At 72.8% G+C, this 18,862-nt stretch carries 15 protein-coding genes; 5 read left to right on the plus strand and 10 right to left on the minus strand.

Going from position 1 to position 18,862, the window contains the following annotated elements; translation table 11 throughout:
* Nucleotides 1-867: 867 nt before the first annotated feature.
* Nucleotides 868-1,560, minus strand: a complete 693-nt coding sequence (locus ACZ6BB_RS25690) for a metal-dependent transcriptional regulator (RefSeq protein ID WP_013002761.1) — start codon at nt 1,558-1,560, stop codon at nt 868-870.
* A gap of 368 nt (nt 1,561-1,928) precedes the next feature.
* Here ACZ6BB_RS25690 and ACZ6BB_RS25695 point away from each other — a divergent pair, with 368 nt between their 5' ends.
* The 4 genes from ACZ6BB_RS25695 (at nt 1,929) to ACZ6BB_RS25710 (ending at nt 6,563) form a co-directional block, all read left to right on the plus strand.
* Nucleotides 1,929-2,690, plus strand: a complete 762-nt coding sequence (locus ACZ6BB_RS25695; RefSeq protein WP_471617516.1) for an SIS domain-containing protein — start codon at nt 1,929-1,931, stop codon at nt 2,688-2,690.
* Nucleotides 2,691-2,879: 189 nt separating this feature from the next.
* Complete coding sequence (locus ACZ6BB_RS25700) at nt 2,880-4,379, plus strand: PAS domain-containing protein (RefSeq protein ID WP_471617517.1); 1,500 nt, start codon at nt 2,880-2,882, stop codon at nt 4,377-4,379.
* A 73-nt stretch (nt 4,380-4,452) separates the two neighbouring features.
* Nucleotides 4,453-5,094, plus strand: coding sequence for a maltokinase N-terminal cap-like domain-containing protein (locus tag ACZ6BB_RS25705; protein WP_471617518.1), 642 nt, complete (start codon nt 4,453-4,455; stop codon nt 5,092-5,094).
* A 440-nt stretch (nt 5,095-5,534) separates the two neighbouring features.
* A complete protein-coding gene (locus ACZ6BB_RS25710) occupies nt 5,535-6,563 on the plus strand; it encodes an isopenicillin N synthase family dioxygenase (protein WP_471617519.1) in 1,029 nt (342 codons plus the stop codon).
* Nucleotides 6,564-6,597: 34 nt separating this feature from the next.
* On the opposite strand, the gene ACZ6BB_RS25715 is transcribed toward ACZ6BB_RS25710, so the two are convergent.
* Complete coding sequence (locus ACZ6BB_RS25715) at nt 6,598-7,698, minus strand: citrate synthase 2 (RefSeq protein WP_471617520.1); 1,101 nt, start codon at nt 7,696-7,698, stop codon at nt 6,598-6,600.
* A 154-nt stretch (nt 7,699-7,852) separates the two neighbouring features.
* Here ACZ6BB_RS25715 and pdxH point away from each other — a divergent pair, with 154 nt between their 5' ends.
* Entirely contained in the window at nt 7,853-8,482 is a 630-nt protein-coding gene (gene pdxH, locus ACZ6BB_RS25720) for a pyridoxamine 5'-phosphate oxidase (RefSeq protein ID WP_471617634.1), read from the plus strand.
* 33 nt (nt 8,483-8,515) lie between these two features.
* On the opposite strand, the gene ACZ6BB_RS25725 is transcribed toward pdxH, so the two are convergent.
* From ACZ6BB_RS25725 to ACZ6BB_RS25760, 8 genes are all read right to left on the minus strand, one after another.
* A complete protein-coding gene (locus tag ACZ6BB_RS25725) occupies nt 8,516-9,199 on the minus strand; it encodes a TetR/AcrR family transcriptional regulator (RefSeq protein WP_471617521.1) in 684 nt (227 codons plus the stop codon).
* On the minus strand, nt 9,187-9,933 hold the full coding sequence (locus ACZ6BB_RS25730; protein WP_471617522.1) for an enoyl-CoA hydratase family protein: 747 nt from the start codon (nt 9,931-9,933) through the stop codon (nt 9,187-9,189). Before ACZ6BB_RS25730 ends, ACZ6BB_RS25725 begins: the two co-directional genes overlap by 13 nt.
* Nucleotides 9,930-11,498, minus strand: coding sequence for a 4-coumarate--CoA ligase family protein (locus ACZ6BB_RS25735; protein WP_471617523.1), 1,569 nt, complete (start codon nt 11,496-11,498; stop codon nt 9,930-9,932). Before ACZ6BB_RS25735 ends, ACZ6BB_RS25730 begins: the two co-directional genes overlap by 4 nt.
* Nucleotides 11,499-11,526: 28 nt before the next feature.
* Entirely contained in the window at nt 11,527-12,690 is a 1,164-nt protein-coding gene (locus ACZ6BB_RS25740; protein WP_471617524.1) for an acyl-CoA dehydrogenase family protein, read from the minus strand.
* Between the two features lie 66 nt (nt 12,691-12,756).
* Nucleotides 12,757-14,607: an acetyl/propionyl/methylcrotonyl-CoA carboxylase subunit alpha gene (locus ACZ6BB_RS25745; protein WP_471617635.1), complete on the minus strand. Its 1,851-nt coding sequence runs from the start codon at nt 14,605-14,607 to the stop codon at nt 12,757-12,759.
* Nucleotides 14,608-14,624: 17 nt separating this feature from the next.
* Nucleotides 14,625-16,223 carry an acyl-CoA carboxylase subunit beta gene (locus ACZ6BB_RS25750; RefSeq protein ID WP_471617525.1) on the minus strand — a complete coding sequence of 533 codons (1,599 nt, stop codon included), beginning with the start codon at nt 16,221-16,223 and terminating at the stop codon, nt 14,625-14,627.
* Complete coding sequence (locus tag ACZ6BB_RS25755; protein ID WP_471617526.1) at nt 16,220-17,965, minus strand: acyclic terpene utilization AtuA family protein; 1,746 nt, start codon at nt 17,963-17,965, stop codon at nt 16,220-16,222. The genes ACZ6BB_RS25750 and ACZ6BB_RS25755 overlap by 4 nt, the downstream gene beginning before the upstream one ends.
* Nucleotides 17,962-18,759 (minus strand): TIGR03084 family metal-binding protein, encoded by a 798-nt coding sequence (locus ACZ6BB_RS25760; protein WP_471617527.1) that lies wholly within the window; start codon nt 18,757-18,759, stop codon nt 17,962-17,964. Before ACZ6BB_RS25760 ends, ACZ6BB_RS25755 begins: the two co-directional genes overlap by 4 nt.
* Between the last annotated feature and the right edge of the window lie 103 nt (nt 18,760-18,862).

An 18,862-nucleotide genomic window follows, 5' to 3' on the forward strand; every position in this document is an offset into this window, starting at 1 on the left:
GCCCTCCTCACGTCCACGGCACATCACGCCCTGCCCCCTCCCCTGCCACCGGAGATCCGCCGTCTCGGGCGGCCAAGAGCCCCTCAGGTCATATGCCTCACGCGCAAGCCTCGCATGCGAACGGGCCGCGCGCTGCGATTCGGCGCACTGAATCTTCGATTCGCCGGGATCTCGGACACGGACCTCGGCAGCGCACAACTTCCCCTCCAGTACCGGGAGTTGGTGGCCGATACGGACATCCGCCGGCACACCCCGAACAACGACGGCCAGAAGCCGCCACGACCCGACACCGGCGGCCGGAATCGTCCGGCACGCGACACCGGCGGGGGAGGGGAATCCGTCGGGCACGACACCGGCGGGGGAATCCGTCGGGCTCGACGTCCGTCGCCGCGGGCCCGGCATCGTCGGTGGCGAGGGCCGCCGCCACACATGACGCGTCGGCGGAATCGACATCGGCATCGGCCGGCGCCGGCGGCCGGGATCGGTCGGGGGCGGCATCGGGCCGCGCGGGCACCGGCACCCCGCGATGACGAGGACCGAAGCCCGGAGCCGCACATCGGCGCGGCAGCACGGCAGGACAGAAGGCGACAACGGCCGGCCACCGAGACCGGAACCCACCGGTGCGCCACCGGTCGACACGGGCCCCTGTCCCCTCCCCGGCCGAAGCGGAGGCCCGGCGCCGCACGGCAGCACCGGAGGCAGAGGCAGCATCGGTCGGCGGCCGGGATCGGCCGGTAGGGCGGCATCGGGCGACGCCCGACCCTGCCCCCGCCGCCCGTCGGCGGTGGGGGCGAAGGACCGGCGCCGCGCGTGGAGGGCGCCGCTACCGCCGCCGGGGCGGCAGCGGCGGCGGTTCCAGCGGGAGTGTCAGCGCTTGGCGACGAAGACGTGGGAGGCCACGTCCGCCTCCAGCTCCGCCGCCTCACCGCCGCTGCCCACGAGGACACCGCCGGCCGCCTCCGTCACGCTCACCACGGAACCGGGCTGCACGCCCGCGCGGCGCAGCGTGTACATCAGCTGGGCGTCCGTCTGGATGGGCTCGCCGATCCGGCGTACGACCACGGTCTTGCCCTCGGTGCCCGGGTCGAGGTCGGCCAGCGACACCATGCCCTCGTCCAGGAAGGGGTCGGCGCCGTCCTTCTCGCCCAGCTCCTCCAGACCCGGGATCGGGTTGCCGTACGGCGACTCGGTGGGGTGGCGCAGCAGCTCCAGGACGCGGCGCTCGACCGCCTCGCTCATCACGTGCTCCCAGCGACACGCCTCCGCGTGCACCTGCTCCCACTCCAGGCCGATCACGTCGACGAGCAGACACTCCGCGAGGCGGTGCTTGCGCATCACGCGCGTCGCCAGCCGGCGGCCCTCCTCGGTCAGCTCCAGGTGACGGTCCGCGGCGACGCCCACCAGGCCGTCGCGCTCCATGCGCGCGACCGTCTGGCTCACCGTCGGGCCGCTCTGGTCGAGCCTCTCGGCGATCCGGGCACGCATGGGGACCACACCTTCCTCCTCCAGCTCGAGGATGGTGCGGAGATACATCTCCGTCGTATCGATCAGTCCGGACATACGTGCCCCTCGATGAGATCCAGCCGGAGGCTTCGACGGCCGTACCGGCTTGCTGCGGCTTGCTGCGCTGGCCCTGGACCCAATTCTTACGCATCCGACCGACAACCGGGTGGTGCCGGGGGAACGACGGCGGTATGACTCGCGCCGAGTGGCCGATTTGTGACCTGGCACCCCTTTCCGGCGGAGGCCGGAGAGGTCGGGCCCGGACCGCGACCGCCCGTGCCCGGACCGCGACCGCGACCGCGGCCGCGGATCGCACGCGACCGGCCACCACCGCTCACCCGCAGCCGCATTGACACCTCACTGGTCCAGACCTTTAACGTGATCCGCGACACTCGGGACTCGGCAGAAGGTGAAGGGGTCGGCGCATGGGGCTGGACGGCGGCACGACGGGTGGGCGGTTCCTCGACGCGGCGATCGGGCTGCTGGAACGCGTGCGGGACGAGGAGGGGGAAGCGGTCGTCGCGGCCGGCGAACTGATCGCGGACACCGTGGCCGAGGGCGGCCGCCTCTTCGCGTTCGGGGCCGGGCACTCCTCCCTCGCCGCCCAGGACCTCGTCTACCGGGCCGGCGGTCTCGCCCTGATGAACCTGCTGGCCGTCCCCGGCACGGTCGGCGTCGACGTGCTGCCCGCGACGCTCGGCTCCGCGCTGGAACGGGTCGACGGACTGGCGACCGCCGTTCTCGACAACAGCCCCCTGCGCGCGGGCGACCTGCTGGTCGTGATCTCCCTCTCCGGCCGCAACGCCCTGCCCGTGGAGATGGCGGCGCACGCACGGGAACGTGGAGTGAAGGTCATCGGCCTCACCTCCGTCGCATACGCCACGGCGACGACTTCACGCCACTCCTCCGGCACCTTCCTCAAGGACCACTGCGACCTCGTCCTCGACTCGAAGATCGCGGTCGGCGACGCCGAACTCACCCTCGACACCATCCCCGCCCCCTTCGCCCCGGCCTCCACCGTCGTCACCTCCGCCATCCTCCAGTCGGTCATGGCCACCGCCGCCGCCTCCCTCGCGGACCGGGGCATCGAGCCGCCCCTGCTCCGCTCCGGGAACGTCGACGGCGGTCTCGACTGGAACGACCGGATCATGCGGGAGTACGGAGACCGCATCTTCTACCTGCGCTGACTGAGCACCCGGGTTCGTGGGAACGTTGAGAAGGGTGAGGAGGAAATCCCGCGAACAACGATTTCGTCCAAATCTTGCGTGAACCAGATGTGGGCTGGGTCACGTTCGAGTTGAATGATGGCCAGTGAGCGAACCGACGCGCCGTACACGCCGTACACGCGGACGTAACGCAGCCTGCAGGGGGTTCAGGTGAGTGCTTCCCGGCGTCGTGGGACCACCGACGAGCTCGGACCCGACGAGCCCGAGCGGAACGGTCCGACGGACGAGAACACGAAGGACGCCAAGAACACCAAGGACGCCGAGGACATCGAGGACACGGTGAACACCGAGGACACCGACGGCACCGGAGGATTCACGGACTCCGGTGGCTCGGATCTCCTCGCCGCCCTGCTGGACGGGATGGACGCCGCCCTCTGCGCCTTCGACGCCGACGGCGTCGTCACCCACTGGAACCGCGAGGCCGAACGCATCCTGGGCTGGAGCGCGGAGGAGGCGGTGGGCCGCCGAGGCTTCGCCGGGTGGGCCGTGCGGACCGCCGACGCCGAGGAGATCGAGGGGCGGCTGATGGCCGCCATGCACGCCGTCGGCCGGCAGGTCCACGAGTTCGCCCTGGTCACCAAGGACGGCGGACGCGTCCTCGTCCGCACCCAGTCCGCCGCCGTACCCGGGCCCGACGGCAAGCCCGCCGGTCTGTACTGCGCCTTCAGCGAGGTCCACGCGCAGATCGACCTCGAACGGTCCATCGCCCTCAGCGAGGCCCTCTTCGAGGACGCGTCCTGGGGTGTCGTCCTCGTCGACGCCGACCTGCGCCCCGCCGTCGTCAACGCCCACGCGGCCCGCTCCCTCGGCGTGGGCCGCACGGCCGTCCTCGGGCGCCCCCTCGGCGAACTCCTCGCCCAGGGCGTCGAGGAACTGGAGAGCGCCCTCACCCACGTCCTCGCCGAGGGCGCCCCGCCCGCGCCCGCCGAGATCTGGGTGGGCGTGCGCACCCCTGACGGCGAGAAGCGCAGGTGCTGGCGCAGCGGCTTCCTGCGCCTCGCCTCACCGCTGGCCGAGGAACCGGTTCCCCTGGGCGTCGGCTGGCTCTTCCAGGACGTCACCGAGTCGAAACAGACCGAGCAGGAGGCCGCGCAGCTCCGCTTCCGCGTCAACCAGCTGCACCGGGCCGCGCGGGCCGCCGCCGAGTGCGAGGACCCCGGCGAGGCCGCCACCGTCCACCTCGACTTCGCCCTCGCCGGCTTCGCCGACCACGCCCTCATCGACCGGGTCTCCGGCGGCTCCCTCACCGACGGCGAAGGTCCCGCCCGACTGGTACGCGCCGCCGCCACCCCCTCCGGCCGGCCCGGCCCCAGCCATCTCGCCGGTCACGCCGGCATCCCGGTCCGCTACGGCCCCGGCCACCCGGCCCTTCAATGCGTCGACCGGGCGGGCTCGGTCCGCGCCAGCGCCGGTACGGCCACCCCGGAAGCGGCCCGCGAGTGGGCCACCGGACGCCAGTGGCCCCCGGAGACCGTCCACGCCCTCTGCGCGGTCCTGCGCAGCCGGGGCCGCACCCTCGGTGTGGTCACCTTCCTGCGCACCGCCGGCCGCACCCCCTTCGAACGCTCCGACGCGACCTACGCCGAGGGCGTCGCCCTGCGCATCGCCACGGCCCTGGACCTCGAAGCCCTGGAGAGGTCGTCGGAGTAGCGGGTGTGGGTGGTTTCGCGGAAGGGGAATCGAGGACTCGCGTCCGCTGATCGTCCCGGCGGAGAATCCCCGTATGGCTGTCATCCACCACACCACGCTGAAGCCCACCAAGCTCGAACTCCTGGCCTCCTGGCTGCCCACCCGCCCCTGGTACGCCGGCGGCCCGGACGCCCCGGTACTGGCCAGGGCCGGCGGCTTCCGGCTCGACGACCCCGAGGGCGAGGTCGGCATCGAGTTCATGGTCGCCACCGACACCTCCGGCCCGGCCCCGGTCCACTACCTGGTCCCCCTCACCTACCGGGGCGCCCCTCTCCCCGATGCCGGCCATGCCCTCGTCGGGACGATGGAACACGGCGTCCTGGGCAGGCGCTGGGCCTACGACGGCTGCCACGACCCGGTGCTGGTCGCCCAGCTCCTCGCGCTGTTCGAGGGCCGCGCCGAACCCCAGGCCCAGAGCCTCACCGACACCCCGGACCACGAGGTCACCCGCTCCTACGAGGGCGACGGGCCCCTGCCCGCGCCCGCCTCGCCCGCCACCGACACCGCCGAGGGCACCGAACTGAAGCTCGGCCCCGGCGCCCCCGTCCTCCACCTGAACCGCGTCCTCCAGCCAGGCCCTTCCGACCTCCCGTCCCCCGTGAAGGGCCAGGTCACCGGCCATTGGACGCTGCCGGACGACACCCGGGCACGCGGGATCTTCGCCGTCCTGCGGTAATTCCTCGGCAATCCCCTCGGAAAATCACTTGAGCGTCCTCGGAGCGCTTCCTAGGGTGTGCGGTACACGAGAGAGGAGGTGGTTCGGCAGATGTATTGCAACCGGACGCGTGAGGTGGCTGCGGGCTAGCGGCCCTGCACCACACACAGTGCGGTGCCGGACCAGCACACATCGAGCGTGCAGCCGGCCCAATCTCAAGCAGTCACCCGACCCGCAGACTCGCCGGTACGTCCGGCCGGCTTCTCCGCCCCTGGGCGGAGGGACCCAGAGTCTGCGGGTCGTCTGCGTTTCGTAGGGCGCAGTATGCTTTCACCATGCTTCCGATACTCGTTCGACGCCGGCACGTGGACTTCGTGCGCGTCACGAGCATGGGCTGTCGGCCTTCCGTCTGAACTCGGAACCCGGCCCCAGCACTCCCCTCTCCCTCTCGGACGCATCTCATGACGAACTCGGCGACGACATCGTCGTCCCTCCAGCTGCCCATCATCGATCTCTCCGCCGCCGATCGCGGACCCGAGGCGCGGGCGCTGTTGCACGCGCAGCTGCACAGTGCCGCGCACGACGTGGGTTTCTTCCAGCTCGTCGGCCACGGGGTGCGTGAGGAGGAGACCCGCCGGCTCACCGGAGCCATGCGGCGGTTCTTCGCCCTGCCCGAGGCCGAGCGGCTCGCCATCGACAACGTCAACTCGCCGCATTTCCGGGGGTACACGCGCACCGGCGACGAGCGGACGGGCGGCAGCCGGGACTGGCGGGACCAGCTGGACATCGGGGCCGAGCGGACCGCGCGCCCGCCGGGCGACGGCGAGCCCGCCTACTGGTGGCTGCAGGGGCCCAACCAGTGGCCCGACTCCCTGCCGGAACTACGGGACGCCGCCCTCGCGTGGATCGACCGGCTCGGCTCCGTGGCGCAGCGGCTGCTGCGTGAGCTGCTGGTGTCCATCGGGGCGCCCGCCGATTTCTACGACCCGGTCTTCGGGGAGCGGGCGCATCCGCATCTGAAGCTCGTGCGGTACCCGGGAAGCTCGGGCGACGGCGCCGGTCAGGGGGTGGGGACCCACAAGGACTACGGGTTCCTGACGCTGCTGCTGCAGGACCAGGTCGGTGGGCTGCAGGTGGAGCGCGCGGACGGGCTGTTCCATGACGTGCCGCCCATGCCGGGGGCGTTCGTGGTCAACCTCGGGGAGTTGCTGGAGGTGGCGACGAACGGCTATCTGCTCGCCACCCGGCACCGGGTCGTCAGTCCGGCCGGGGCGACCGAGCGTTTCTCGGTGCCGTTCTTCTACAACCCCCGCCTCGACGCGCGGGTCGAGCCGCTCGTCTTCCCGTACGCGTCCGTCGCGCCCGGGGTCACCGACGATCCGGGTAATCCGCTGTTCGCCGAGTACGGGTTCAACGAGCTGAAGGGGAAGCTGCGGGCGCATCCGCTGGTCGCGGAGCGGCATCACGCGGGGCTGCTCAGCCCCGCGTGATGCCCTCGGGGCCGAGCTGCTCCGCGGGGCCGGGCTAGCTCGCGATGTCCTCGAACCCGGCGATCTCCTGCGGGCTGCGCGCGGGCGGGCCCACGTAGCGGGCGGACGGGCGGACGAGGCGGCCGGTGCGCTTCTGTTCGAGGATGTGCGCGGACCAGCCGGCCGTGCGGGCGCAGGTGAACATCGACGTGAACATATGGGCCGGGACCTCGGCGAAGTCGAGGACGATCGCGGCCCAGAACTCGACGTTCGTGGCGAGGACACGGTCGGGGCGGCGGGCGTGGAGTTCGGCCAGGGCCGCCTTCTCCAGGGCCTCGGCGACCTCGAAGCGCGGGGCGCCGAGGTCGCGGGCGGTGCGGCGCAGGACGCGGGCGCGGGGGTCCTCGGCGCGGTAGACGCGGTGACCGAAGCCCATGAGGCGTTCGCCCTTGTCGAGGGCCTGTTTGACGTAGGCGTCGGCGTCGCCCGTGCGTTCGATCTCCTCGATCATGCCGAGGACACGGGAGGGGGCGCCGCCGTGCAGGGGGCCGGACATGGCGCCCACCGCGCCGGAGAGTGCCGCCGCCACGTCCGCGCCGGTCGAGGCGATGACGCGGGCGGTGAAGGTGGAGGCGTTCATGCCGTGCTCGGCCGCCGAGGTCCAGTAGGCGTCGACCGCCGCGACGTGCTTGGGGTCGGGTTCGCCGCGCCAGCGGATCATGAAGCGTTCGACGACGGACTGGGCCTTGTCGATCTCGCGCTGCGGAACCATGGGGTGGCCCTGGCCGCGGGCGGACTGGGCCACGTAGGAGAGGGCCATGACGGCGGCGCGGGCGAGGTCGGCGCGGGCCTGCTGCTCGTCGATGTCCAGAAGGGGCTTGAGGCCCCAGACCGGGGCGAGCATGGCCAGCGCGGACTGGACGTCGACGCGGATGTCGCCCGAGTGGACGGGGATGGGGAACGGCTCGGCGGGCGGCAGGCCGGGGCGGAAGGCTCCGTCGACGAGCAGGCCCCAGACATTGCCGAAGGAGACGTGGCCGACCAGGTCCTCGATGTCGACGCCGCGGTACCGGAGCGCGCCGCCCTCCTTGTCCGGTTCGGCGATCTCCGTCTCGAACGCGACGACTCCTTCGAGCCCGGGTACGAAGTCGGACATCAGGCGGCTCCTCTTGATGTGTGCGACAGGGGTTCCAAAACCATACGCCTGAGTGCCACGTTTGGGGAGAGTCTGTGGCACTCAGTGCCACTTCTCCTCCGGTGAACCGCTGATACGGCAGGATGACCATGTGAACGATCACGACCCCGCTGTCATGCGCAAGCAGTACCGCGCCGACGGCCTCGACGAGAGCGAGCTGGCCGGCGACCCGATGGAACAGTTCGCGCGGTGGTTCGGGCAGGCCGCGCGGGAGGGCGCGGTGTTCGAACCCAACGCCATGGTCGTGTCGACGGCGGACGCCGAGGGACGCCCGAGTTCCCGTACGGTGCTGATGAAGGCGTACGACGCGCGGGGCTTCGTCTTCTACACGAACTACGGCTCCCGCAAGGCCCGTGACCTGGACCAGAACCCGTATGTCTCCCTGCTCTTCCCCTGGCACGGGATCGCCCGGCAGGTGATCGTGACGGGTACCGCGGTGCGGACCGGGCGGGACGAGACGGCGGCGTACTTCCGGACCCGTCCGCATGGTTCGCAGCTGGGGGCATGGGCCAGCGCGCAGTCCTCGGTGATCTCCTCGCGGGCCGAACTGGACGCCGCGTACGAGGAGTTGCACGCTCGCTACCCGGAGGGCGAGCAGGTTCCGGTGCCGCCGGACTGGGGCGGTTTCCGGGTGACGCCGCGGACGGTGGAGTTCTGGCAGGGGCGGGGGAACCGGCTGCACGACCGGCTGCGGTACGCGGCGGAGGCGGACGGGTCGTGGCGGGTGGAGCGGCTGAGTCCGTAGGGCCCGAGTCCCTGGCGGCACCCCCGTGACCCCTCAGCCCAGGGCCTCGTCCAGCAGGGCCGCCCACTGGGCCACCACCCTGTCCCGGCGGCCGGAGTCGTCGGTGAGGAGGTTGGCGAGGCCGAGCCCGCGGGCCATGTCGAGCAGGCCCTGCACGGTTTCGCGGACGCCGGGGACGGTCTCGTCGGCGCGCAGCAGGTCGACGGCGATGCGGTGGGTCTCGCGGCCGACCCGGGCTTCGAGTTCCGTGACGCGGCAGCGGAGCTGCTCCTCGTCGGACGCGGCGACCCAGAGGTGGAGGGCGGCCCGGAAGAGGGGGCCGGTGAAGAGGTCCACGACGGCGGCGACGACGGCCCGGCGGTCGGCGGTGCCCTCGGGGAAGAGGGCGCGCAGGGCGAGGGAGCGTTCCTCGGCGACGTATTCGACGGCGGCGGTGAACAGGTCCTCGCGGGTGCGGAAGTGGTGCTGGGCGGCGCCCCGGGAGACGCCGGCGCGTTCGGCGACGACGGAGACGGTGGAGCCGGCCCAGCCGTGTTCGGCGAGGCAGGACACGGCGGCTTCCAGCAGCCGCTTGCGGGTGACCCGGCTGCGGTCCTGCTTGGGCCCCCGGTCCGCCACCGGACCGGCACCGGCGTCGGTGCCGGTCTCGGTCTCGGTGCCGGTCTCGGTCTCGGTCTCGGTCCCGCCGGACGCGCCCATCGCGTTCACAGCACCCATCCCGGTTCCCGTCTTTCGAGGAAGGCCGTCATGCCCTCGCGGGCGTCGGCGGAGGCGAACAGCCGGGACGAGAGCCGGGTCAGTTCGCCCGCGTCCAGGTCGAAGTTCTCCAGCACCTTAGCCGTGAGCAGGTGTTTCGTCTCCGCCAGGGCACTCGGTGAAGCCCTGCGCAGTCCGTCGAGGACGGGTTCGAGCACATCGTCGACCTCGGCGCCGGCATCGGTGATCAGCCCGATACGGGCGGCTTCGGCCGGGCCGAACCGCTCCCCGGTGAGGTAGTAGCGCGCGAGGGCGCGCGGGTCGGTACGGGGGCGCAGGGTGAGGGAGATGACGGCGGGTGCGACCCCGATGCGGACCTCGGTGAGGGCGAAGGTGGCCTCGGGGCCGGCGGCGGCGATGTCGCAGGCCCCGAGCAGGCCGAGGCCGCCCGCGCGGACGTGCCCGGTCACACGGGCGACGACGGGCTTGGGCAGTTCGAGGAGCAGGCGCAGGAGAGCGACCAGGGCCGCCGGGTCGGGCGGGTCGCGCAGGTCGGCGCCGGCGCAGAAGGTGGTGCCGGTGTGGGTGAGGACGACGGCTCGTACGGTGTCGTCCTTGCCGCACCCGTCGAGGGCGTCGCGGAGTTCGGCGACGAGGGCGGCCGAGAGCGCGTTGCGATTGGCCGGGGAGTCGAGGGTGAGGGTGGTGACGCCCCGGTGGTGCGCGGTGCGTACGAGGGGTTCGGGGTCCGTCACAGGCGCTCCCTGAGTTCGCGGCGGAGGATCTTCCCGGAGGCCGCGCGGGGCACGGCGTCGATGAAGGTGACGTGGCGGACGCGTTTGTAGGGGGCGACGCGCTCGGCGACGTACATCATGATCTCGCCCTCGGAGAGTTCGCGGGCCGTGGGGCGGCGGACGACGAAGGCGTGCGGTACCTCGTTGCCGTCGGCGTCGCAGTGGCCGATGACGGCGGCGTCGGCGATGCCGGGGTGGGTGACGAGCAGCGCTTCCAGTTCGGCGGGGGCGACCTGGAAGCCCTTGTACTTGATCAGTTCCTTGACGCGGTCGACGACGTACAGCCAGCCGTCGGCGTCGGTGTGGCCGATGTCGCCGGTGGAGAGCCAGCCGTCGGCGTCGATCATGTCGGTGGTGGCCTCGGGGCGGCCCAGGTAGCCCTTCATGACCTGGGGGCCCCGGATGACGATCTCGCCCCGTTCGCCGGGGCCGAGGTCCTTGCCGGGGTCGTCGAGGGAGACGATCCGCATCTCGGTGCCGGCGATGAGTCTGCCGACGGTGCCGGGGGGCGCCGAGGCGGCCCGGTCGAGGGGCACGATGTGGGAGCAGGGGGAGAGTTCGGTCATGCCGTAGCCCTGGACGACCGGGGGCAGACCGAGGCGGGCGGAGCAGGCGGCGGCCAGGCGGGCGTCCAGGGGCGCGGCGGCGGAGAGGATGTGCCGGACCGAGGAGAGGTCGTGGCGCTCGGCCGCCGGGTGCTTGGCGAGGGCGAGGACGATCGGCGGGGCCACGTAGAGGTGGGTGATGCGGTGGCGGGCGATCGCCGCGAGATAGGTCTCCAGATCGAAGCGGGGCAGGACGACGACCGTGGCGCCGAGCCGCAGCGGGGCGTTCATCAAGGCGGTGAGCCCGTAGATGTGGAAGAACGGCAGGACGGCGAGGATCCGGTCGCCGGGGGCGGCCGGCATGACCGTTTCGAGCTGGGCGAGGTTGGTGGCGATGGACCGGTGGGTGAGCATGACGCCCTTGGGGACGCCGGTCGTGCCGGAGGAGTACGGCAGGGCCGCCACGTCCGTGACCGGGTCGATGGCGACGGCCGGTTCGGGTGCGGTGGAGGCGAGCATGTCGATCAGCGAGCGGTGCCCGGGGGCGCTGTCGCAGACGAAGATCTCCCGTATGCCGCCGACGCGTTCGGCGGCGGCTCGGGCGGTCTCCAGGAGCGGGGAGACCGTGACGATCCAGGTCGCCCCCGAGTCCCGGAGCTGGGTGGCCAGCTCGCCCGGGGTGGCCAGCGGGTGCACGGTGGTGACCGTGGCGCCCGCACGGGCGGCCGCGTAGAACGCCGTCGGGTAGGCGATCGTGTTGGGGCTGTGCAGGGCGAGTACGTCCCCCTTGCGGACGCCCGCCTCGGCGAAGGAGGCGGCCAGCCGCCGGTGGAAGCGGTCCACCTGCTCGTAGGTGAGGGTGGTGCCGTCGACGCCGTCGATCAGCGCGGGCAGCGCGCCGAACTCCGGGGCACGGGCCAGTACGGCGTCGTGGATGGGGAGTTCGAGGGGCGGGACGTCTGCGTACTCGCTGCGGAACATGGTTCCTCCAGGGCGACCGGATGCGGGCCTAGTACGACTTGGGCAGGCCCAGGGTCTGGTGGGAGACGTAGTTGAGAATCATCTCCCGGCTCACCGGCGCGATACGAGACACGCGTGCGGCCGTTATCAGCGAGGCGAGGCCGAACTCGGCCGTGAGGCCGTTGCCGCCGAGGGTGTGCACGGCCTGGTCGACGGCCTTCACACACGCCTCCCCCGCCGCGTACTTGGCCATGTTGGCGGCCTCGCCGGCGGCCGCGTCGTCGCCGGCGTCGTAGAGGTGGGCCGCCTTGCGCATCATCAGGCCGGCCAGTTCGAGTTCGATGTGGGACTGGGCCAGCGGATGGGCGATGGCCTGGTGGGCGCCGATGGGCTGCCCCCACACGGTGCGTTCGCGGGCGTAGTCGACGGCCTTCGCGAGGGCGTACCTGGCCATGCCGATGGCGAAGGCTGCCGTCATGATCCGCTCGGGGTTGAGGCCGGCGAAGAGCTGGAGCAGTCCGGCGTTCTCGTCGCCGACGAGGGCGTCGGCGGGGAGCCGGATGTCGTCGAAGGTCAGCTCGAACTGCTTCTCGGCGGCCCGGAGCTCCATGTCGATCGGGCGGTACGCGAAGCCGGGGGTGTCCGTGGGCACGATGAAGAGGCAGGGCTTGAGGGTGCCGGTGCGGGCGTCCTCGGTGCGGCCCACGATGAGGACGGCGTCCGCCCTGTCGACGCCGGAGATGAAGACCTTGCGGCCCGTGAGCAGCCAGTCCCCGGTCTCGTCCCGGCGGGCCGTGGTGGTGATGCGGTGGCTGTTGGAGCCGGCGTCGGGTTCGGTGATGCCGAAGGCCATGAGACGGGTGCCGTTCGCCAGCGCGGGGAGCCAGGTCCGCCGCTGGGCCTCGGTGCCGAAGCGGGCGATGACGGTGCCGCAGATGGCCGGCGACACGATCATCATCAGCAGGGGGCAGCCTGCGGCGCCGAGTTCCTCCAGGACGATGGAGAGTTCGGTTATGCCGCCGCCTCCGCCGTCGTACTCCTCGGGGAGGTTGACGCCCAGGTAGCCGAGTTCGGCGGCCTCGGCCCAGAGTTCGTCGGGGTGGCGGCCCTCTTTGCCGATCGTGGCGATGTAGTCGCGGCCGTAGCGTTTCCCGAGGGCGGAGACGGCGGCTCGTAGGGCTTTGTGTTCTTCGGTTTCCAGCACGGGGGACACGGGGGCTCCTATGGGGGAGAGTACGTCTGCCGTTCGGAGGGCGCGAGTGGGGCGTGGCTCGTCGGCCTAGGCAGGTGCGTCCTGGACCACGGCCAGGAGGGCGCCCATCTCCACCTGTTGGCCCGCGGTCGCGTGCAGGGCTGTCAGCGTGCCGGTCGCCGGGGCCGTGATCCGGTGTTCCATCTTCATCGCCTCCAGCCAGAGCAGGGGTTGGCCCGCCTGTACGGCCGACCCCGGTTTCAGGTCCTCCGCCACCCGGACGACTGTGCCCGGCATGGGGGCCAGGAGGGAGCCGGGGGCGTGTGCGGCGGTGGGGTCGGGGAAGCGCGGGAGGGCCGTGAGGGTGGTGGCGTTGACGTGGAAGCGGTCGCCGTACCGCGCGACCTCGAACGTCCGCCGCACACCGGCCACTTCGAGGACGACGAGGCGGGCGTCCGCGTGGACGACCCGGACGCCGTCCGCCTCCGGGCCGGTCCGGGTGTGCCGGTAGCGGACCTCGTGCTCCTCCCCTGCCATGACGTACCGCTTGACCTGCGGCTGGGACGGCAGGTTGCGCCAGCCGCCGAAGCGGGGGTCGCCCCCGGAGGCGGCGTCGGCCAGGGCGGCGGCCAGCGGGGCGTGCGGGTCGGGGGCGGGGGCCGTGAGGTCGGTGAGGTGGCGGTCGTAGAAGCCGGTGTCCATACGGGCCGACGTGAACTCCGTGTGGCGCAGGGAGTTCACCAGCAGGGCCCGGTTCGTGGCCGGGCCGTGGATCGTCGCCCGCTCCAGGGCGCCCGCCAGGGTACGGATCGCCTCCGCGCGGGTGGGGGCGTGGACGACGGCCTTGGCGAGCATGGGGTCGTAGTGCACGCCGATCGCGTCGGCGTCCTCGTAGCCGGTGTCCAGGCGGACCCCGGGCACGGACAGGCGGTGCAGGGTGCCCGTCTGCGGGGCCCAGTCGCGGGCCGGGTCCTCGGCGTACAGACGGGCCTCGATCGCGTGGCCGCGGGCGGGCGGGGGGTCGGCCGGGAGGGCGTGGCCCTCGGCGACGCGGATCTGTTCGGCGACCAGGTCGAGTCCGAAGACGGCCTCCGTGACCGGGTGTTCGACCTGGAGGCGGGTGTTCATCTCCAGGAAGTGGGCCCTGCCGTCGGCGACGAGGAACTCGACCGTGCCCGCGCCGGTGTAGGAGACGGCCCGGGCGGCGCGTACGGCCAGGGTGTGGAGTTCCTCGGTGAGTTCCCCGGAGAGGGCGGGGGCAGGGGCCTCCTCGACGACCTTCTGGTGGCGGCGCTGCAGGGAGCAGTCGCGGGTGCCCAGGGGCCAGATCGTGCCGTGGGTGTCGGCGAGGATCTGGACCTCGACGTGGCGGCCGTTCTCGATGTAGGGCTCGACGAAGACCTCGCCGTCGCCGAAGGCGCTCGCGGCCTCGGCGCGGGCGCTCTCCAGCGCGGCGTCCAGGTCGTCGAGGTGGCGGACCACGCGCATGCCGCGTCCGCCGCCGCCCGCCGCCGCCTTCACCAGGACCGGCAGGTCGTCCTCGGTGACCTTGGTCAGCGGGGCGAGCCCCATCAGCTCCTTGGCCCGCGTCTTGGAGGCCATCGCCTCGATCGCCTCCGGGGCCGGACCGATCCAGGTGAGGCCGGCGTCGAGGACCTGGCGGGCGAAGCCGGGGTTCTCGGAGAGGAAGCCGTAGCCGGGGTGGACCGCGTCGGCGCCGGCCGCGAGGGCGGCCTTCACTACCAGGTCGCCACGCAGATAGGTGTCGGCGGGGGCCGCGCCCGGCAGTCGTACGGCCGTGTCGGCCGTGCGCGTGTGGAGGGCGGTCTCGTCGGCGTCGGAGTGCACGGCGACCGTCCGGATGCCCAGCTCACGGCAGGTGCGGAAGATCCGGCAGGCGATCTCGCCCCGGTTGGCCACCAGGAGGGAAGTGATCAGGGAAGTATGCACGAGCCTCACATCCGGAAGACGCCGAAGCCACCGCGCGCGCCCTCGTAGGGCGCCGTGTGGATCGCGGACAGGCACAGGCCGAGGACGGTACGGGTGTCGCGGGGGTCGATGACCCCGTCGTCGTACAGCCGCCCGGACAGGAACATCGGCAGGGACTCGGACTCGATCTGCTGCTCCACCATGGCGCGCAGCGCGGCGTCCGCGTCCTCGTCGTACGGCTGGCCCTTCGCCGTGGCCGACTGGCGGGCCACGATCGACAGGACGCCGGCGAGCTGCTGCGGGCCCATCACCGCCGACTTGGCGCTGGGCCAGGCGAAGAGGAAGCGGGGGTCGTAGGCCCGCCCGCACATGCCGTAGTGGCCGGCGCCGTACGAGGCGCCCATCAGGACGGACAGGTGGGGCACCCGGCTGTTGCTCACGGCGTTGATCATCATCGCGCCGTGCTTGATGATGCCGCCCTGCTCGTACTCCCTGCCGACCATGTAGCCGGTGGTGTTGTGGAGGAAGAGGAGGGGGATGTCGCGCTGGTTGGCGAGCTGGATGAACTGGGCCGCCTTCTGCGACTCCTCGCTGAAGAGGACCCCTTGGGCGTTGGCGAGGACGCCGACCGGGTAGCCGTGGAGCGCGGCCCAGCCGGTGACGAGGCTGGTGCCGTAGAGGGGCTTGAACTCGTCGAAGTCGGAGGCGTCCACGATCCGGGCGATCACCTCGCGGGGGTCGAAGGGCGTCCGGAGATCGCCGGGGACGATCCCCAGCAGCTCCTCCGGGTCGTACTTCGGCGGCGCGGCCGGGGCCGGATCGGCGTACGCCTTGCGGTGGTTGAGGCGGGCGACGACCCGGCGGGCCTGGCGCAGGGCGTCCTGCTCGTCGACGGCGAAGTGGTCGGCGAGGCCCGACACGCGCGCGTGCATCTCGGCGCCGCCCAGGGACTCGTCGTCGCTCTCCTCACCGGTGGCCATCTTCACCAGCGGCGGCCCGCCGAGGAACACCTTCGCCCGCTCCTTGACCATGATCACGTGGTCGGACATGCCAGGGACGTAGGCCCCGCCGGCGGTGGAGTTGCCGAAGACGACGGCGACGGTGGGGATGCCGGCGGCGGACAGCCGGGTGAGGTCGCGGAAGATCGCGCCCCCGGGGATGAAGATCTCCTTCTGGGAGGGGAGGTCGGCCCCGCCGGACTCCACCAGGCTGATGCAGGGCAGACGGTTGGCGAGGGCGATGTCGTTGGCCCGAAGCGCCTTCTTCAGGCTCCACGGGTTGCTCGCGCCGCCGCGCACGGTCGGGTCGTTGGCGGTGATCAGGCACTCGACGCCCTCGACGGTCCCGATGCCGGTGACGAGGGAGGCGCCGACCGCGTACTCGCTGCCCCAGGCGGCGAGCGGGGACAGCTCCAGGAAGGGCGTGTCGGGGTCCAGCAGCAGTTCGATGCGTTCGCGGGCGAGCAGCTTGCCGCGCCCCCGGTGTCTGGCGGTGTACTTCTCGCCGCCGCCCGCGAGGGCTTTCGCGTGCTCGGCGTCGAGTGCGGCGAGCCGGGTGAGCATGGCCTCGCGGTTCGCGGTGTGTTCGGGGGCGCCCGGGTCGAGGGCGGAGCTGAGGACGGTCACGGGTGTACCTCCGCGGGGTCCGGGCGGTCGGCGGCGGGCGCTCGCAGGAGCGTCTCCGGGATGTCCAGGTGGCGGGAGCGCAGCCACTCGCCGAGGGCCTTCGCCTGGGGGTCGAACCGGGCCTGCGCGGCGACGCCCTCGCCGAGGATGCCCTCGATCACGAAGTTGAGGGCGCGCAGGCCGGGCAGGGTGTGCCGGGTCACCTCCAGGGTGCGGCTCTCCGGGATCAGCTGCCGGAACCGGTCCACGGTCAGCTCGTGGGCGAGCCAGCGCCAGGCCGCGTCCGTCCGGGCCCACACACCGACGTTGGCGTCCCCGCCCTTGTCCCCGCTGCGGGCCCCGGCGACCAGCCCCAGCGGGGCGCGCCGGGTGGGCCCGGCCGGCGGCGGCTCCGGCAGGGGCGGCTCGGGCACGTCGTCGAGTACGGCGGTGTCGGGGGCCGGGGGCACGGGGACCCGGCGGCCGTCGTCGAGGACGGCCGTGTGGGCGGCTTCGCCCTGCGGGACGTACGCCGCCTCGAAGACGCCGTAGGGCGTGCCCTTCCCCGGTGGGGCCAGCACATGGAATCCGGGGTAGCTGGCGAGCGCCAGCTCCACGGCGGCCGCGCCGAGCGCCCGTCCGGCCTTCTCCGGGTCCGGGTCCCGTACGACCAGCCGCAGCAGCGCGCTCGCGGTCTCCTCGGTCGGGGCGTCGGGCCGGTCGGTGCGGACGAGACTCCAACGGGCCTCGGCGGGCCGGGACTTGGCGAGCGCGTCCGCCATCTGCCGGCGGACGAGGGCGGCCTTGGCGTCGATGTCCAGCCCGGTCAGCACGAAGACGATCTCGTTGCGGAAGCCGCCGAGCCGGTTGACGCCGACCTTGAGGGTGGGGGGCGGGGCCTCGCCGCGCACGCCGTCGACGCGGACGCGGTCGGGCCCGTCCTGGGTGAGCCTGACCGTGTCGAGCCGGGCTGTGACGTCGGGCCCCGCGTAGCGCGCGCCGGCGGTCTCGTAGAGCAGCTGGGCGGTGACGGTGCCGATGTCGACGAGGCCGCCGGTGCCGGGGTGTTTGGTGATGACGGCCGTGCCGTCGGCGTGGATCTCGGCGAGCGGGAAGCCGGGGCGGGTGGCGCCGCCCTCGCCGAAGAAGGCGTAGTTGCCGCCGGTGGCCTGCGCGCCGCACTCCAGCACGTGCCCGGCGACGACCGCGCCCGCGAGGCGGTCGTACTCCCCGGTGCCCCAGCCGAAGTGGGCGGCGGCGGGCCCGGTGACCAGGGCCGCGTCCGTCACGCGGCCGGTGACCACGATGTCCGCGCCCTCGCGCAGACAGGCCGCGATGCCGAAGCCCCCGAGATAGGCGTGGGCGGCGAGGCTGCCGGGGTGCAGGGCGGTGCGGTCGTCGCCCTCGACGTGCGCGACACGGACGGGGACACCGAGCCGGCCGGCCAGCTCCCGTACGGCGTCGGCGAGTCCGGCGGGGTTGAGCCCGCCGGCGTTGGCGACGATCCGCACGCCCCGCTCCCGCGCCAGTCCGAGGCACTCCTCCAGCTGGCGCAGGAAGGTGCGCGCGTACCCGGCGGTGGGGTCCTTCAGGCGGTCGCGGCCGAGGATGAGCATGGTCAGTTCGGCGAGGTAGTCGCCGGTGAGGACGTCGAGTTCGCCGCCGGTGAGCATCTCGCGCATGGCGTCGAAGCGGTCGCCGTAGAAGCCGGAGGCGTTGCCGATGCGGAGGGGGGCGGCCGGCGTCCGCGCCGCTGCCGTCACCGGGTGGCCCCCTTCGGCTCGCGTCCCGCGCCCGGCGGGCCGGCGAACGCCTGGGCGATGTCCAGCCAGCGGTCGGCGTCGGCGCCCTCGGCGTGGAGGGCGAGGTCGCCGCGGTGGGCGCGCTGGGTGACCAGGAGGCAGAAGTCGAGGGCGGGGCCGCTGACCAGGTCGGTCGCCTCCTCGGGGCCGTACGTCCACAGCTCGCCGCCGGGGCTGGTGAGTTCGACGCGGAACTCCTCGAACGGCGGGGTGAGCCCGTGCACGCCGAAGGCGAAGTCGCGGGTGCGGATGCCGAGCCGGGTGATGTGGCGGAGCCGGTCGCCGGGGGCGATCCGGGGGACCCCGAGTGCGTCGGCGACGTCCAGTCCGTGGGCCCAGGTCTCCATGAGGCGGGCGGTCGCCATGGAGGCGGTGGACATGGGCGGGCCGTACCAGGGGAACCGCGCGCCCTCGGGTGCCGTGCGCAGGGCGTCCTCCAGGGCCGCGCGGCCGGCACGCCAGTCCGCAACCAGCCGCTCGGGTGGTTTCCCGGCCCCCTCCTCCGCGCCGCTGTCCACGAAGTCGCCGGGCGCCGTCAGCGCGCTCTCGACCTCACGGGCGAAGGCGGCCTGGTCGGTCACGGCCAGCACGGAGGAGTGGTCCGTCCAGGCGAGGTGGGCGATCTGGTGGGCGACGGTCCAGCCGGGGGCCGGCGTCGGGAGCGCCCACTGCTGTGGGCTCAACTCGGCCACGAGCAGGTCGAGTTGCTTGCTCTCGGCATGGAGGTCGTCGATCACGGGCGTTGGGTCGGCCATGGGGGGAGCATGGCAGCGAGGCCATAAACAATCAAGCGTGCTTGCATTTTTGAGGGGCAAGGCGAGGAGAAAGGCGCGGGCGTAAGCTGCAAAAAGGCCGAGA

The sequence above is a fragment of the Streptomyces sp. NPDC041108 genome (assembly GCF_055592645.1).

Bases quoted from the DNA above. Each gene is read 5' to 3' on its own strand.
- ACZ6BB_RS25695 (WP_471617516.1), top strand. From the start codon at position 1,929: ATGGGGCTGGACGGCGGCACGACGGGTGGGCGGTTCCTCGACGCGGCG.
- ACZ6BB_RS25735 (WP_471617523.1), bottom strand. From the start codon at position 11,498: ATGTTCCGCAGCGAGTACGCAGACGTCCCGCCCCTCGAACTCCCCATC.
- ACZ6BB_RS25715 (WP_471617520.1), bottom strand. From the start codon at position 7,698: ATGTCCGACTTCGTACCCGGGCTCGAAGGAGTCGTCGCGTTCGAGACG.
- ACZ6BB_RS25690 (WP_013002761.1), bottom strand. From the start codon at position 1,560: ATGTCCGGACTGATCGATACGACGGAGATGTATCTCCGCACCATCCTC.
- ACZ6BB_RS25705 (WP_471617518.1), top strand. From the start codon at position 4,453: ATGGCTGTCATCCACCACACCACGCTGAAGCCCACCAAGCTCGAACTC.
- ACZ6BB_RS25710 (WP_471617519.1), top strand. From the start codon at position 5,535: ATGACGAACTCGGCGACGACATCGTCGTCCCTCCAGCTGCCCATCATC.
- ACZ6BB_RS25725 (WP_471617521.1), bottom strand. From the start codon at position 9,199: ATGGGTGCTGTGAACGCGATGGGCGCGTCCGGCGGGACCGAGACCGAG.
- pdxH (WP_471617634.1), top strand. From the start codon at position 7,853: ATGCGCAAGCAGTACCGCGCCGACGGCCTCGACGAGAGCGAGCTGGCC.
- ACZ6BB_RS25760 (WP_471617527.1), bottom strand. From the start codon at position 18,759: ATGGCCGACCCAACGCCCGTGATCGACGACCTCCATGCCGAGAGCAAG.